General features: G+C 61.4%; 10 protein-coding genes. 4 read left to right on the top strand and 6 right to left on the bottom strand.

From position 1 onward, the window contains the following. Positions 1 to 15 precede the first annotated feature (15 nt). Positions 16 to 2,538: a CS1-pili formation C-terminal domain-containing protein gene (locus HX803_RS17050; protein ID WP_178921994.1), complete on the bottom strand. Its 2,523-nt coding sequence runs from the start codon at positions 2,536 to 2,538 to the stop codon at positions 16 to 18. A 111-nt stretch (positions 2,539 to 2,649) separates the two neighbouring features. Beyond that, the gene (locus tag HX803_RS17045; RefSeq protein WP_178921992.1) at positions 2,650 to 3,147 is read right to left on the bottom strand and encodes a CS1 type fimbrial major subunit; all 498 of its coding nucleotides are present in this window, start codon (positions 3,145 to 3,147) and stop codon (positions 2,650 to 2,652) included. A 477-nt stretch (positions 3,148 to 3,624) separates the two neighbouring features. Between HX803_RS17045 and HX803_RS17040 the strand changes: the two genes are divergently transcribed. Beyond that, complete coding sequence (locus HX803_RS17040; protein ID WP_178921990.1) at positions 3,625 to 4,146, top strand: PadR family transcriptional regulator; 522 nt, start codon at positions 3,625 to 3,627, stop codon at positions 4,144 to 4,146. Then, the gene (locus HX803_RS17035; RefSeq protein ID WP_178921988.1) at positions 4,143 to 4,892 is read left to right on the top strand and encodes a siderophore-interacting protein; all 750 of its coding nucleotides are present in this window, start codon (positions 4,143 to 4,145) and stop codon (positions 4,890 to 4,892) included. The genes HX803_RS17040 and HX803_RS17035 overlap by 4 nt, the downstream gene beginning before the upstream one ends. 75 nt (positions 4,893 to 4,967) lie before the next feature. On the opposite strand, the gene HX803_RS17030 is transcribed toward HX803_RS17035, so the two are convergent. Both HX803_RS17030 and HX803_RS17025 read right to left on the bottom strand, forming a co-directional pair. Continuing rightward, entirely contained in the window at positions 4,968 to 5,591 is a 624-nt protein-coding gene (locus HX803_RS17030) for a Pr6Pr family membrane protein (RefSeq protein WP_178921986.1), read from the bottom strand. 4 nt (positions 5,592 to 5,595) lie between these two features. Beyond that, on the bottom strand, positions 5,596 to 5,829 hold the full coding sequence (locus HX803_RS17025; protein WP_003188882.1) for a VF530 family DNA-binding protein: 234 nt from the start codon (positions 5,827 to 5,829) through the stop codon (positions 5,596 to 5,598). Between the two features lie 223 nt (positions 5,830 to 6,052). Between HX803_RS17025 and HX803_RS17020 the strand changes: the two genes are divergently transcribed. Continuing rightward, positions 6,053 to 8,071 carry a TonB-dependent receptor gene (locus tag HX803_RS17020; RefSeq protein WP_178921984.1) on the top strand — a complete coding sequence of 673 codons (2,019 nt, stop codon included), beginning with the start codon at positions 6,053 to 6,055 and terminating at the stop codon, positions 8,069 to 8,071. Between the two features lie 437 nt (positions 8,072 to 8,508). Beyond that, on the top strand, positions 8,509 to 10,926 hold the full coding sequence (locus tag HX803_RS17015) for a glucose/quinate/shikimate family membrane-bound PQQ-dependent dehydrogenase (RefSeq protein WP_178921982.1): 2,418 nt from the start codon (positions 8,509 to 8,511) through the stop codon (positions 10,924 to 10,926). 209 nt (positions 10,927 to 11,135) lie between these two features. Here the strand turns inward: HX803_RS17015 and HX803_RS17010 are convergent, their stop codons facing one another. Both HX803_RS17010 and HX803_RS17005 read right to left on the bottom strand, forming a co-directional pair. Then, a complete protein-coding gene (locus tag HX803_RS17010; RefSeq protein WP_178921980.1) occupies positions 11,136 to 12,359 on the bottom strand; it encodes a hypothetical protein in 1,224 nt (407 codons plus the stop codon). Positions 12,360 to 12,767: 408 nt separating this feature from the next. Beyond that, on the bottom strand, positions 12,768 to 15,104 hold the full coding sequence (locus tag HX803_RS17005; RefSeq protein WP_178921978.1) for a bifunctional diguanylate cyclase/phosphodiesterase: 2,337 nt from the start codon (positions 15,102 to 15,104) through the stop codon (positions 12,768 to 12,770). Positions 15,105 to 15,377: the final 273 nt, after the last annotated feature.

Here is a 15,377-nt window from a genome sequence, read left to right as displayed (position 1 = left end):
GCGTTCCCATATGGTTCAACCCGCCGCAGCCAGAGTGGAGCGGCCTTGCGCCAAGGTGTCCGGCGTGCACCGTAAATCCCCGATCATCAACACATCGCTTTCCTGCTGGACATGACCCGGATCCAGGCGGAACTGGCACATCAGTTGATTGGCATGGCGCACCTCCAGGGTCGGCGCGCCGGAAGTCATTTCCATGGAGAAAAAGCCGTCCACCTCACTGACCGCACGGCTGGCATGGTTGATTACGTGGTGACCTCTGAGCGGCTGGCCTTTTTCGTCAATCAGGCGCCCGAGCACCGTCACGGTTTTCATCACGCTGATCTTGCGGTACGCCACCCCGCCCTTGTTCAGGTGGTAGTTGCTGCGCGCCGGCTGGATGCTGGCGGCCGGCGGGTGGTTACCGTCGAAGTCGAAGGCCAGGGTGCTGCTCTTGTAGGCGGTGATCGGCACGAAGTTGCGCCCCGGTCGCAGGCGTGAACTGCCGCCGGTGAGGTCGTCGGCACGCAGGCTGATGTCGTCGAGGTCGGTGTCCACATCGACGATCATCCCCGCCCCGCCGCCCTGGGGTTGGCTGCTGAGGACCGCGGCGCTGCCACCGACGGCCACGGTACTGGCCAGGTTCAGCCCACCGGACAGGCGACCGTTGAACGAGGACCGTTGCACGTAAGTGTCGCCGTAGAGCGCGTCATTCTGGAAGCTCGCACGGCCCGACAGGCCCACGCCGTAGGTGTCGGCAATCGCGGTGCCCGAAACGCTTTGCAGCAGGTGGTCGTCGAGGGTCTTGGTGTAGGTGAGCGAGCCGTTGTGATCGCGGCTGCCGTCGCGTGCGGTACGGGTGCCGATGCTGGCGGCCCACTGCTCGCGCGGTGAGCCAAGGGCCACGCTGACGCTGAGGTCGATGCCACGGTTGCGGTTGTCGCCGGTGCTGGCAGTGGCGGGCCGATCAAACAGCGACAGGCGCCAGTTGGCGTCGCTGCCCAACAAGGTGCCGCGCTCGGTCCACCCCACATCCAGGCCGAAACCTTGAAGGTTGCCCTGGCTGTAGGCCAGCCGCGAGTTGATCGAGCTCTTGTTGCTCAAGCGATGGTTGAACGATAGCGAAGTGTTGCTGGCCTGGCCGATGAACACGTTGCGCTGGCGGATGCGTGTACCGTCGGGCAGCAGCTCGTAGGTGCGCGTGGTGTCGAGCCAGCTGCGATTGTGGCTGAACACCACACTGCCAACGCCATAGCTGTACAGGGTTTGCAGGTCCACGCCGGTGCCGTGGTCCTGGGTCTGGTAAAGGTTGGCATAGAGGCTGAGGCTGTTGCCCAGGGTCCAGTCGATGGAGGTGCCGTACTGCATTTGTTCGCGCACCTTGCGGGTCGAGACGCCAAGGATCACCCGGGGGTGCGCCAGGTAGTTGAGGCCGGCGCCATAGGTCATGAAGCCGCTGGACTGCTCGTCCCAGTTGCTCAGCAGCTTGGTCTCTTGCCCGATGAAGGTGTTGTAGCGCCAGCGCTCGTCGGCATTGCGCCAGTTGTTGGGTTTGTAGATGAGCTCCTGGGTGGTGGAGGTGGTGAGGCCGTCTTCGATCAGGCGCACTTCCACTTCGTAGATGCCACCGGGCAGGGGCCGGGTGTCAAGGGTTTGCAGGCCGGCGGCGACCGGTTGGGTATTGATCAGCAGGCCGGCACGGTAGATCTCCACCGAGGCCTGGCGGCTGGCAGTGACGTACACCGGGTACACGCTGGGCTTGGGATTGTTGATCAGCAGGCTGTCGGAGCTGCCGTACATGAGCCCCACCGCCGTGTCGGGGTTGACGCCAAAGGTACGGATCTGCCGGGTAAGACCGTTGGCACCTGGGGTGAAATAGCCCAGGCGCACGAAGTTGCCCTCCAGTTCGCGCTGGGTGTAGAGCTCGTGCATGGCGTGGTACAGCGTGGTGTCGGTGCCGCCCACGCGGGACAACTGCAGGTTCATCGCCTGGGTCCAGTTGCCAAGGCTGGAGCTGGCCTCAAGGCCGAAACGCCCGCCAACTTCCTCGTTCTGGCCACCGGTGAGGTTGAGTTGGTTATTGACGATCAGACCGAGGCTGCCGGACTCAGGCTGGTCATAAAACTGTTTGACGTGCGCGTTGCGCTCGACGTTTTCGGTGAGGATGGAAACCTGGGAATTTTCCAGATTGTAGTGAATGGCCAACAGTTGCTGCGGACAACTTTGCTGGCAACTGCCCAATGGCATGCCAGATTGCAGAAGTTGCTCCCAGGTGGCGCGCGTGCTGGCCGATACCGGGCTGTCGCCGATATCGTTGAACTCCAGCAGGGTAATGCGATCATCGCGACTCAATACAATCATGGCTTCGCCAAGAAACTGTTGGTCCAGTTCAACTCGTACGGCCAGTGGCACATCAAAAAAGTGCTGTTCAAAATCATCCGGCAGGCCTTGGGACTGGGACAACAGGTTGCCCGGCGAAGTATGGGGCGCCACCGGTGCGGCCAGGGCACTGGCGCACAGCAACAGCGCAAGCGCGCCCGCAATTGGCGTCATCGAAAACATGGACGGAATACTCGTCAGTACGGACTGAACCAGGCCGGCGTTCAGGGAGGAAAATGCCGGCCTGTCCTTTCAAGCCCCTTGGTCATGGCGACCAAGGGGATGACACCAGCGTTACGGGGTAACGCGCGGCACAGCGTCGAAGATCACTGTGTAGCTGGCGGTGTAGAGGCCGTTCTGAGTGTCGGCCGGGCGGGCCGGGGTGATCACCAGGTCGGCCTGGGTGCCTGGAGTGGATTGAGGGTCATCGACCACTTCCTGCGGGGTGGCAGTGAGGGTGACGCCATTGAAGGTGTTGGTCAGGGCAATGCTGTCCGAACCGTTATAGAGCGCAGCGGAAGTCGGGCCGCCTTCGATGTAGGCATGCACCGAACCGTCGGTGTTTTTCACATCGAAGGTTGCCCGCAGCGAACTGAGTTCACCGCTGACAGGGTTGTAGCTCATGGTTTCGTCTTTACCGAAGTTCGGGTCCCGAGGCTGTGTATGGAACTGCTTGGTCGGAATGTTGGCCCTGATGTTGATCGACGAACGCGCATCATCGGCAGCCATTGCCAGGGGGGAGCTCAGGGCGACCGCAACAAACGGGACCGCGGTGGCAAGTTTCTTGAACATGGTTGATACCTGTCATCTAAAAGGGGTTCTTAGAAGCGTTGAAAAACACCGTGTTTTTCCAACTATTTGCATTGCAAACCGGAGGCTTGTTCAACGCCAGACAAGTATCGAGTTCAAAAAAATGAAAGTAAGCCAGTTGTTTCCATTTATGGCGTAGCCATAGATCAGTACAACACAGAGGAAAAAGATAGCACTTTGCCAAAACTTAAAAATTAGCCGTAAGACACACCCTACATGTTAATTAATGAGAATGTTTTAGTGCCGAATATATCCGTAAGAATAGGATTACACCCATTAAAAAACAATAATGTTTGCACGGCCAAAACAACTTGATAACCCACTTGAGTCGTTACTCTAGAACACAGGTTGCTGACCTTGTGGCGTCGTTCGCGGAGGTTGACCGCCTGTCGGAAGCGCTTGCATGCTTTTTAAGATATATCTTACGTTATATCTAGACACACACAGAGGCGCCTACCCATGCGAGACCATCCTCACCAGCGCGACGGCTTTGACCCGCGCGCCGGCCGCGGTCGCGGCCCCCGGGTATTTGCACCCGGCGATCTGAAACTGCTGCTGCCGGCGCTGATCGCCGAGCAGCCCTGCCACGGCTATGACCTGATCCGCCGCATCGAAAGCCTGTTCGACGGCGCCTACACCCCCAGCCCCGGCGTGATCTACCCCACGCTGACCTTCCTGGAAGAAAGCGACTTGATCCAGGGCGACGCCGAAGGCGGAAAAAAACGCTACACAATCACCGACGCCGGTCGTCTCTTCTTAAGCGAGCAACAGGTGGCCCTGGACGGCGTGCGCATGCGCATCGATGTGAGCAAACGCTCGTTGCGCGGCCATGACCGGCCGCCGGAAATCCACGAGGCGGTGCACAACCTGCGTCATGCCCTGCACTCGCACCACGGGCGCTGGAGCCCGGAAGAAATCGTTCGTGTCGCGGCGCTACTCAATCGCACCGCTCAAGCCATTGCCGACGGGAAAGACCAATGAATACGCAAGTCATCCACCGCGTGACCCACGAAATCAAACGCCGCCGCCTCGAAGTCCTGCGGGTGGTCGACATCACCCCACGCATGCGCCGCATCACCCTGGGCGGGCCGGAACTGGCGGGGTTTGTCAGCCTGGGCAGCGACGATCACATCAAGCTGCTGTTCCCGCAGAACGCCGAGGAACAGGCCGCCCTGGAAAGCCCGACCTTCACCATCAAGGGCGACGGCCCACAACCGCCGATGCGCGACTACACGCCCCGACGCTACGACCTGAGCATCGGCGAGCTGGACATCGACTTCGTGCTGCACGGCGATGGCCCTGCGTCCACCTGGGCTGACCAGGTGCAGATCGGCCAGCACCTGTACATCGGCGGGCCACGGGGTTCGATGATCGTGCCGGATATCTTCGACAGCTACCTGCTGATCGGCGATGAAACCGCCCTGCCCGCCATCGCCCGACGCCTGGAAGAGTTGCCCGCTGGGCGCACTGTATTGGCGGTGATTGAGATCGCCAATGCGGCGGAAAAACAGGCGCTGCGCAGCGCTGCCGATGTGGACGTGATCTGGGTGATTCGCGGTCAGGACGACCTGCTGGACACCGTGCAGAAGCTGACGCTGCCGGGGGGGTCGCTGTACAGCTTCGTGGCCACCGAAACCAAGGTGTCGCGCCAGGTCCGGCGTGTGTTGCTGGACACCCACAAGGTCAATGAGGACTACCTCAAGGCCGTGGGCTACTGGCAGGCCTGACCTCTGACCTGTAGGAGCCGGCTTGCCGGCGATGGCGGTATACCTGACACACCGAGATCGCCGGCAAGCCGGCTCCTACAGTGTAGGTTTTAGAGCTCGATCCAGCCCCACCACCGCCACCGCAATCCCCACAAATCCCGCCAAAATCTGCCCGGCATTCACGAACACCTGTGGATAACCCAAGGTGTCCACATCAATGAACGGGTACTGATACTGCCCGAGCAAATGCCCCCGCAGCAGCACATACGCGAAGTACACCAACGGGTAGAGCACCCAGGCGCCGATGTGCCTGAGCAGCAAGGTGCCCTTGGGCACGCAGCGCCACCAGTAGAGTAAAAACAGCACCGGCATCACGTCGTGGAGCAATTCGTCGGCGATGAACTGGAAGCCTTCGGGCTGCCACAAATGCCGCAGCAACAGGTTGTAGGCCAGGCTCACCACCACGATGCTCACGGCGATGCCACTGCTGGTCCTGGGGGCGAGAAAAAAGCGCTTCGCCGCTGAATCGCGATCCACCAGCGCATAGCTCAGCACCACCACCACCAAGGTGTTGGTCAGTACCGTGAAGAAACTGAAAAAGTTGATCAGCCCGCCCAGCAGGCTGGCGCCGCTGGTCCAGCGTGAATAGAAGATCAGGTATTGCTGGATCGCCAACCCCACCCAACCGGCCAGCGCCGCAGCCGCCACGAACCGCTTCATGGGCTCAGTCCAGCGGGCGTTTGGTGCGCATCAGCTTGACGTACAGCCCTTCGACCTTCTCCCGCGCCCAAGGGGTCTTGCGCAGGAAGGTCAGGCTCGACTTGATGCTCGGATCGCTCTTGAAGCAGCGAATATCAATGCGCTCGGCCAGCCCCGACCATTCGTAGTGTTCCACCAGGGTGGTGAGCACGTGCTGCAGGGTCACGCCGTGAAGAGGGTCGTTGCTTGTCGCGGTCATGCCGGGCCTTTTGCAATAAGAGGAAATACAGCCGCGCACCTTAGCCGACGGGGCGTACAGGGGGAAGCACCCCATTGAATATAGACCCTTGGGAAAAGTTCCCCTTTTCAGCGAAAAAAGAGATGTTATATTGTAACGATACTTATCAGATTGTTATGAAAAGTAACGCGCTCGAAACCGTTTTAAGCCTTCTCTTTTTGCCGATTTGCCAAGGAATGTCCCGATGTCCCTCTCCTCCCTGTGGCGCTTGTCCCCGCTTGCCGCCGCCCTGTTGATCAGCTCTCATACCCAGGCCCTGGAACTGCAACCCCAAGTCATCACTGGCAACCCGCTGGGCAGCGAGCAACTCGCCTCGCCGACCACCGTGCTGGAAGGCGATGACCTGACCCTGCAACAAAAAGGCAGCCTCGGCGAAACCCTCAACAAGCAGCCTGGCGTGTCCTCTTCGTACTTCGGCCCGGGCGCCAGCCGGCCGATCATCCGTGGCCAGGACGGCGACCGCATCCGCCTGCTGCGTAACGGCGTGGGTGCGCTGGACGCTTCGTCGCTGTCCTACGACCACGCCGTGCCGCTGGACCCGGTCAACGTCGACCGCATCGAAATCGTGCGCGGCCCGGCGGCCTTGTTGTACGGCGGCAGTGCCATCGGCGGCGTGGTCAACACCTTCGACAACCGCATCCCCACCGAAGCCATCGAAGGCATCCACGGTGCCGGTGAGTTGCGTTACGGCGGCGCCGACACCACCCGCAGCAGCGCCGGCAAACTGGAAGCCGGCAACGGCACCTTCGCCTTGCACCTGGACGCCAACGCGCGGGAATTCAACGACCTGAAAATCCCCGGCTACGCCCGCAGCCGCCATGCGCCCGAGAGCGAAGACGGCCCCGGCAAAAACGGTCGCCTGGGCAACAGCGACGGTCGCCAGGACGGCGGCGCGGTGGGCGGTTCCTACACCTGGGACGACGGTTATGCCGGGCTGTCCTACAGCAACTACGACAGCAACTACGGCTCCCCCGCCGAGCAGGATGTGCGCATCCGCATGAAGCAGGATCACTACGCCTTTGCCTCGGAGATCCGCAACCTGCAAGGTCCGTTCACCTCGGTGAAACTCGACGCGGGCTACACCGACTACGAGCACCGTGAAATCGAAGGCGGCGAAACCGGCACGATCTTCAAGAACAAAGGCTATGAAGCCCGCGTGGAAGCCCGCCACCAACCTATCGGCCCGTTTGATGGCGTGGTCGGCGCCCAGGTGACCCGCAACGAGTTCTCGGCGCTGGGCGAAGAGGCCTTCGTGCCGCAGACCGACACCAATGCTGGTGCGCTGTTTATCCTTGAAGAAATGCAGGCTACCGAACGCCTGAAGCTCAGCCTGGGCGGGCGCCTGGAACACACCACGGTCGACCCGGATGCCAAGGGCAACGCGCGCTTTGCCGGTGCCGACAAATCGAATGACTTCACCGCCGGCAGCCTGTCGTCGGGCGCGGTCTACACCCTCACGCCGGTCTGGTCCCTGGCCGCGACCCTGGGTTACACCGAGCGCGCGCCAACGTTCTACGAGCTGTACGCCAACGGCGCCCACGTTGCCACCGGCACCTACGAGTTGGGCGATGCCAACCTGTCGAAAGAGAAAGCCGTGTCCAGCGACCTGGCCCTGCGTTTTGACAATGGCACCCACAAGGGCAGCTTTGGCGTGTTCTACAGCCGCTTCTCCAACTACATCGGCTTGCTGGGCACCGGCCGCACGCTGAACGATGAAGGCGAAGAAGACGCTGCAGGCATTCCTGAATACAAATACTCAGGTGTGCGTGCCCGTTTCGCCGGCTTCGAAGCCCAGGATCACTGGAAGCTAGGTGAAAGCGCCTACGGCAAATTCGCCTTGGAGCTGTGGGGCGATTACACCCGCGCCACCAACCTGGACACCGGCGAAGCCTTGCCCCGCATCGCCCCCCTGCGCTTGAACAGCGGGTTGCTGTGGGAGCTGGACCGCTGGCAGGCGCGTATCGACGTGGAACATGCCGCAGGCCAAGGCCGTGTGCCGGATAACGAGAGTGGCACCGACGGCTACACCACATTGGGGGCGAGCGCGGGTTATCGCTTCAACGTGGGGGGCAGCCAGTGGCTGGCGTTTGTGAACGGTGAAAACCTGACGAACCAGACTGTGCGTTACGCCAGTTCGATCCTGCGCGATATCGCGCCGGCGCCGGGCAGAAGCGTGCAATTTGGCATTCGAACAACCTTCTAACCACACCGCGGTCCCCCTGTGGGAGCGGGCTTGCTCGCGAATGCGGTGGATCAGTCATACATGCATTGACTGACACACCGCATTCGCGAGCAAGCCCGCTCCCACATTGGTTTTGCAGCGACGTTCTGTCACTGTTACCAAATCTGAAATGATGCATCTTGCGATTAGCCCTTTCTCTGCGCGCCCTCTCCCTTTATCCTTGCCCGCAACAAACTGAAACGTTTCATCTCCCGGTCGACCCCATCTTGCCGATTATTCCTACTCGTAAAGACAGCGCTGTCTTACACCCCGCTGCGCCTGGGGATAAATCGCCCGCCTGTGGATAACCCCCGCTGTCCCCAGAAAAACCGAATTAACGCTGAACCAAGCCCGCGCCGAATCGTCATCTACAGTGAAGCACGGGGTTACATAATTCCAACGTCACGGAGAAACACACTATGAGCACTGATGGTGCCTCGAGCCCAAGTCGCCTGCTGCCCAGGCTGCTAGGCGTCTTGCTGCTGATCATGGGCCTGGCCTTGCTGGCGGGCGGCGTCAAGCTGAGCATGCTCGGCGGGTCGCTGTACTACCTGCTGGCCGGTCTCGGCATCGCCCTCACCGGCCTGTTGCTGCTGGCCACCCACCGCGCTGCGCTGGGCGTGTACGCGCTGGTGCTGTTTGCCAGCACCGTGTGGGCACTGTGGGAAGTCGGCCTGGACTGGTGGCAGTTGGTGCCGCGCCTGGCACTGCTGTTCGCCCTAGGCATCGTCATGTTGCTGCCGTGGTTCCGCCGTCCGTTGCTGCGCACCCAAGCTGCACCACTGGGCACCGGCGCGCTGAGCATCGCCGTGGTATTGGCCGGTGCGACCGCCCTGGCCAGCCAATTCACCAACCCGGGTGAAATGGTCAAGACCGGCCAACTGGACCGCGACGCCGTGCCGGGCATGGCCAGCGCCGCACCGACCCAGGCCGATGGCGACTGGAACGCCTACGGCCGTTCGGCCCATGGTGATCGTTACTCGCCGCTGGCGCAGATCACCCCGCAAAACGTCGGCAAACTGGTGCCAGCCTGGACCTACCGCACCGGCGACATCCCAGGCCCTAACGACCCGGGCGAGACCACGGCGGAAAACACCCCGTTGAAGGTCAACGGCATGCTCTACGTGTGCACCCCGCACAGCCAAGTGATTGCCCTGGACCCGGACACCGGCAAGGAAATCTGGCGTTTCGACCCGAAGATCACCACCCAAGGTGCGCAGAACTTCAAAGGCTGGGCGCACATGACCTGCCGTGGCGTGTCGTATCACGATGATGCGGCGTACGCCTCCGAGCAAAGCCCAACCGGCTCGGCAAGCGCCACGCCTGTCAGCGCCGTGTGCCCGAAACGCATCTTCGTGCCGACGGCCGACACCCGCTTGATCGCCCTGGACGCCGACACCGGCAAGATGTGCGAAGACTTCGGTGACAAAGGCCAGGTCGACCTGCGTGCCAACATTGGCAGCTTCGCCCCGGGCGGTTACTACTCCACCTCGCCACCGGCCGTGACCAAGAACCTGGTGGTGATCGGCGGCCACGTGACCGACAACGTTTCCACCGACGAGCCGAGCGGCGTGATCCGCGCGTTCGACGTGCACACCGGCAAGCTGGTGTGGAACTGGGACAGCGGCAACCCGGACGACACCACTCCGTTGGCCGAGGGCAAGACCTACACCCGCAACTCGCCGAACATGTGGTCCATGTTCGCCGTGGATGAAAAACTCGGCACGCTGTACCTGCCGATGGGCAACCAGATGCCCGACCAATACGGTGGCGACCGTACCCCGGATTCCGAGAAGTACAGCGCCGGCCTGACCGCCCTGGACATCGACACCGGCCATGTGAAATGGACCTTCCAGTTCACCCACCATGACCTGTGGGACATGGACGTGGGCGGCCAGCCAACCCTGATCGACATCAAGACCGCTGACGGTGTCAAGCAAGCGGTCATGGCCTCGACCAAGCAAGGCAGCATCTACGTGCTGGACCGTACCAACGGCCAACCGGTGGTGCCGATCAACGAAATTCCTGTGCCGCAAGGCGCAGTGGCCGGCGATCACACCGCCCCGACCCAACCGAAGTCCGACCTGAACTTCATGCCGCCGCCCCTGAAGGAACGCGACATGTGGGGCGTGACCCCGTTCGACCAACTGATCTGCCGGATCGACTTCAAGTCGATGCGCTATGACGGCCCGTTCACCCCGCCATCGCTGCAAGGCTCGATCGTTTACCCGGGTAACTTTGGTGTGTTCGACTGGGGCGGTATTTCCGTCGACCCGGTTCGCCAGATCGCGTTCGTGAACCCGAGCTACATGGCGTTCAAATCGAAACTGATCCCGGCGGCCGACATCGCCAAACAAGGGCCTCGCGTGAGCGAAACCGAAGGTGTGCAGCCGAACAAAGGCGCGCCGTACGGTGTGATCCTCGAAGCGCTGCTGTCGCCGATGGGCCTGCCGTGCCAGGCACCAGCCTGGGGTTATGTGGCAGCGGTCGACCTGACCACCCACCAGACCATCTGGATGCACAAGAACGGCACCGTGCGCGACAGCTCGCCGGTTCCGATCCCGCTGACCATGGGCGTGCCTAGCCTGGGCGGTACGTTCACCACCGCCGGTGGCGTGGCATTCCTCAGCGGCACCCTGGACCAGTACCTGCGTGCCTACGACGTGAAAAACGGCAAGCAACTGTGGGAAGGCCGCCTGCCCGCAGGCGCGCAAACCACCCCGATGACCTACACCGGCAAGGACGGCAAGCAGTACGTGCTGGTCATGGCCGGCGGTCACGGCTCCCTCGGCACCAAGCAGGGTGACTACGTGATGGCGTTCAAGCTGCCGGATTAAGCTTCACTGGCGGTAATAAAAAGGCGGCTACCTGATGAAGGTAGCCGCCTTTTTTCATGCCCGATGCAGATCAAATGTAGGAGCTGGCTTGCCAGCGATGGCGGTGTATCAGGAACAAACGCAATCACTGACCTACCGCTATCGCCGGCAGGCCGGCTCCTACAAGGTGATGTGCAGGTCATGTTGCCTGGGTCAACGCTTCAATCCGACTAGAAGTAGTAGCCGATGTTCACGTTGGTGCGGAAGTACCACTCATTGCTGCCCGACGAGGTGGTGGAGGTCCAACCGGTGCCGTTCTCCGCGCCGCCATAGGGGTTGGCGTTCTTGCCCCAGGTCAGGTCCAGCCAGGTGATGATCGGCCCCGCCATCAGCTTCACGCCCAGGGTGTCCATCTGCGAGCTGTTCCATTGCGCCTGGTCTTTGTGCAGCACGCTGTAGTCGTTGTAGAACTTGACGCTCTTGACCTTGCCCAACTGCGGCGTGTCCACGGTGTAGCCGATGTTCAGCAACCCGACATCACCCTTGGCCGCCACCAGGTAGGCCGGGCTCGCCGCGTTGGCGCCCATCAACACACTGGCGTCGCTCACGCCTTCGGGGTTCTGCAGGTTGTACTGGTAGCGAATGCCCATCAACTGGGCGCTCCAGGGCCCCTTGCTCAAGGTGGTGTGAGCGGCCGCAGCCCAGTAGGTGCCGTTGCGATCGGTGGTGCCGTTATAGACCTGGGAGCCGGCCAGCGACACGCCGGATTCATTCTTCCAACCATCGCTGCCCCACGACCGCGCCAGGCGCAGGTCGAGCTGGTTGCGCTTTTCATTGTCCTGGCCGTGCAGGCTGGCCAGTGCGTTGTCCTTGAGGTCGCTGTAGGTGCCGACTTCCGGTGTGTAGCGCCGGTCGGCCGGGATCATGCGCGGAAAGAACGCCGCCTGCAGGTTCCAGTCGCCCAACGGGTGGCTGTATTTCAGGCCCGGCGCCGCGCTGTCGGCATAGCCCAGGAAGTACGGGATATGGAACGTCCAGCCGTTTTCCGGGTAGGGGTAAATGCCAAACGGCTTGTAGACGATGCCCAGTTGCAGGTCATCGCCGTCCTGGAATTTGTAGCCCACCAGGGCGTGCTCGATCGAACGCCGGTTGCGGTCCTGGAAGGTGTAGCCGCCGTCCAGGTAAAACTGATCCCACTTGCCCTTGACCTCAAAACGGGCAATGTCGAACAGCAAGCGCGCCGGGTCATTGCTGCTGGTTTTCCAGTCTTCGTAGCGATGGTTGAGCCGAATCGAGCCGCCAAAATCCAGGGACTTGGCCCCGTCGTCACTGGCCCAACTCAGGTGCCCGAACGGTTTGGGCGACGGGGTATCGTCCGCCGCCAGTGACGCAGTGCAAAACACGGTGGCACTCACCAGCAACATCAGGCGCACAGGCCATTCAACTCGTGACATAGCGGTTTTCTCCGGGCGATAGAGCGCCTTAAAGGTGGGCAGCAGAGCGCCTACCCTTGGCATGAAAGGGTTATGGATTAGGGGTGCACCGCCTGCGAGCGTCCTGCGTTCTTGCGGCACAACTATATGGCGTACACACTGCTTTAATGAGTGTGATCCGTCATCGGCGTGTTGTGCAAAGGGTGAGCCAAGTAGGATTAACTTTTATTTAATAGAAATAAATATATAAATATCAATTAGTTATTTAAATGATTAAAAATCAACCAAAGTATTTTAGTGCAACCGCAAGTAACACAATGAAGCGCTTACGCTCTATTTGCACCTCAAACAGGCCACTACAACGAAAAACGCCCGAAGCAGCGCATCGGGCGTTTTGAAGTGGCTGTTGGCGGAGGATGAAACAGTTTTCTAGATGGGCACCCGCTCGCGGCGCATCCACATCTCGAACGCCATGGCATTCAATGGCCGGCTGATCAGGTAGCCCTGGGCGGTGTCGCACTTCCACTGCTTGAGCAGCTTCAGGCTGGGTTCGAACTCGACGCCTTCGGCCACCACCTTGAGCCCCAGGTTGTGGCTCATTTCGATGGTGGAACGCACGATCACCCCGTCGCCGGTGGTGCTGTCGAGGTTGCGCACGAATGACTGGTCGATCTTCAACTCTTGCACCGGCAGGCGCTGCAATTGCGCGAGGGAGGAATAGCCGGTACCGAAGTCATCTACCGACAGGCTGATGCCACAGCCACGCAGCTGTTCCAACACACTGAGGGCCTGTTGCGGGTTGTGCATGATGGCGCTTTCGGTGATCTCGAAAATCAGCTGCTGGGCCATGACGCCGTATTGCATCAGCAGTGCAGTGACACGCACCGCCAGGTCATCGTCGGCCAGGTCATCCACCGAAATATTCACCGACAGCTGGATATGCATGCCCCGCTGCCCCCACTCGGCGATCTGCCGGATGGCTTCCTCGATCACCCACTGGGTCAGGCTGCGCATGCTGCCGGTGCGCTCAGCCAGCGGGATGAATTCGGCGGGCGACACCAGGCCCAGCGTGGGGTGTTGCCAGCGCAGCAGGGCTTCGGCCTGGCGCACATGGCCGTGCTTCAAATCGAGCTTGGGCTGGTAGCACAGGTAAAGCTCACCTTCGAGGGCGGCGCGGCGCAGGTCGCGAATCAAGGTGATCTGGCGCTGGTGCGCGAGGTCGCGGTCCTGTTGATAAATCTGCAAATAACCAGGCAAGGTCGCCGCATCATGCCGGGCGATGGCGGCGCGGCTGATCAGCTCTTCCACTTGCTGGCCATCGGCAGGGTAAGCGGCGATGCCGATGCTCACTTCATGGCGCAGCTCATCATTGCCGATGCGCTGGGGCTCGGTGAGCAAGCTGTAGAGGCGGTCAGCACGGGCCACGGCGCGATCGATCTCGGTGTTTTCCAGCAACAGCAAAAACTCGCTGCCGGCGATGCGCGCGGCGGTGTCGCTGGCCAGCAGGCTCATGGACAGACAGCGGCTGGCCTCACGCAGCATTTCTTCCACACCCTGGGGGCCGAAGCCTTCGTTGATCACCCGGTAGTTTTCAATACCCAGGTACAGCAGCACCACCGGGCGGCCCGCGCTGATCGCACTGCCCAGGCGCTCCATGGCCAGGGCGCGGTTGGGCAACCCGGTCAACGGGTCATGCAGGGCGTTGTGCGCCAACTGCCGCTCGCGCACGGCGATACCACTTTGCATGGCATTGAAAGCCCGGGCTAGCAGGCCGAATTCATCATGGCTGCGCACCCGCACCGGCGTCCGATAGTCACCGGCGCCAATGCGCTCGGCCGCGTCCACCAAGGCATTGAGCGGACGCGAGACCCGCCGCGCCAAAAACAATGCCCCCGCCAAGGACACCAACAACACCGCCAGCGCTATGCCCAGGAATTGCCGGTCCAGCGGCGCAAAGGATTCCAGCGCGTGGTCCAGCGGGCTTTGCAGCAGCACCCGCACTTCGTCGCCATCGCCGGTATTGGCCAGCGGCAACACCTGGCTGAGCACGCGCTGCCCGTAGAACAGATTGATCTGCGGCTCGGGGTTCAGGTGCGCATCGCGCAAGGTACTGATGATGGTGGCCTGGTAGGCGTCAGGCTGGGTGCTGAACAGCGGACCGGGACGACCGTCCTGCACACTGAGGAAGGACACTTCCAGGTTGCTCATGGAGCGCAATTCGCTGGCAAACAGCTTGTCCATGGGAAAGCCCATGATCACCCGGGCGATGGGCATCGGGTCGAGCACTTCGTCCTGCACCAGCAAGTACGGGCGGCCGTCCATGGCCACGATCAGCATCTGCAGGCCGCTGCGCCGCGCCTTGCGCAACGCGTCTTCATAGGGGAACGCATCGCCGCGTGTGAGCATCGGCAAGGTGCTGACCACCACTTTGCCGTCGAGGCCCAACACAAACACTTCGCTGGAACGGATACCGGTGCCATGCCGACGCAGCGCCGCGAGGATCGGCACGGTCTTGCCCTCGGCCACGGCTTGCTTGAAAGGCCCATCGACGGTGAGCCAGTCGAGCCCGTATTGCAGGCGACGGCCACGCAGGTCCAGCAGGCGCTCGAACACCTGGCTGCCGGTTTTCAATTGGACCTGCGCCTGGTTTTCCACGGCGCGGCCGGTGGCGGCCTTGACCGCGAAGTAGGTGGCAGCCACCACCACCAGCAGCAACAGCGCCAGCACCCCGGCAATGCGGGTTTGGAACGTGTGGCGCCACCTCATTGCAGTGCCCTCTGGCAGCGTGCGCTTGTCTCTGCCACTACGTCCCTTTGTCATAGGCCTCCCTGGCGACTGCTGACCTGGCGTCAAAAAAACATCCATTTTTATTGGATATTTGGTTTGAGCAGATTAGCTGGGACTTGGGCTAAGTGCACCCAATAAAACCGGGGAATGTTGTGGCGGTTTTTTGGCGACAATGGGTTGGCTGGGGGCTTGCTTTGGGTACATATCCGTTTTTTGAGTAACGGCGGCTTACGGTTCCGCCCTTACGGCGGG

The organism is Pseudomonas sp. P7548 (assembly GCF_013386585.1).
In the GTDB taxonomy this organism is placed as follows: domain Bacteria; phylum Pseudomonadota; class Gammaproteobacteria; order Pseudomonadales; family Pseudomonadaceae; genus Aquipseudomonas.
Note: the sequence above shows the minus strand (reverse complement) of the source record. Positions and strands in the feature narration are given on the sequence as shown.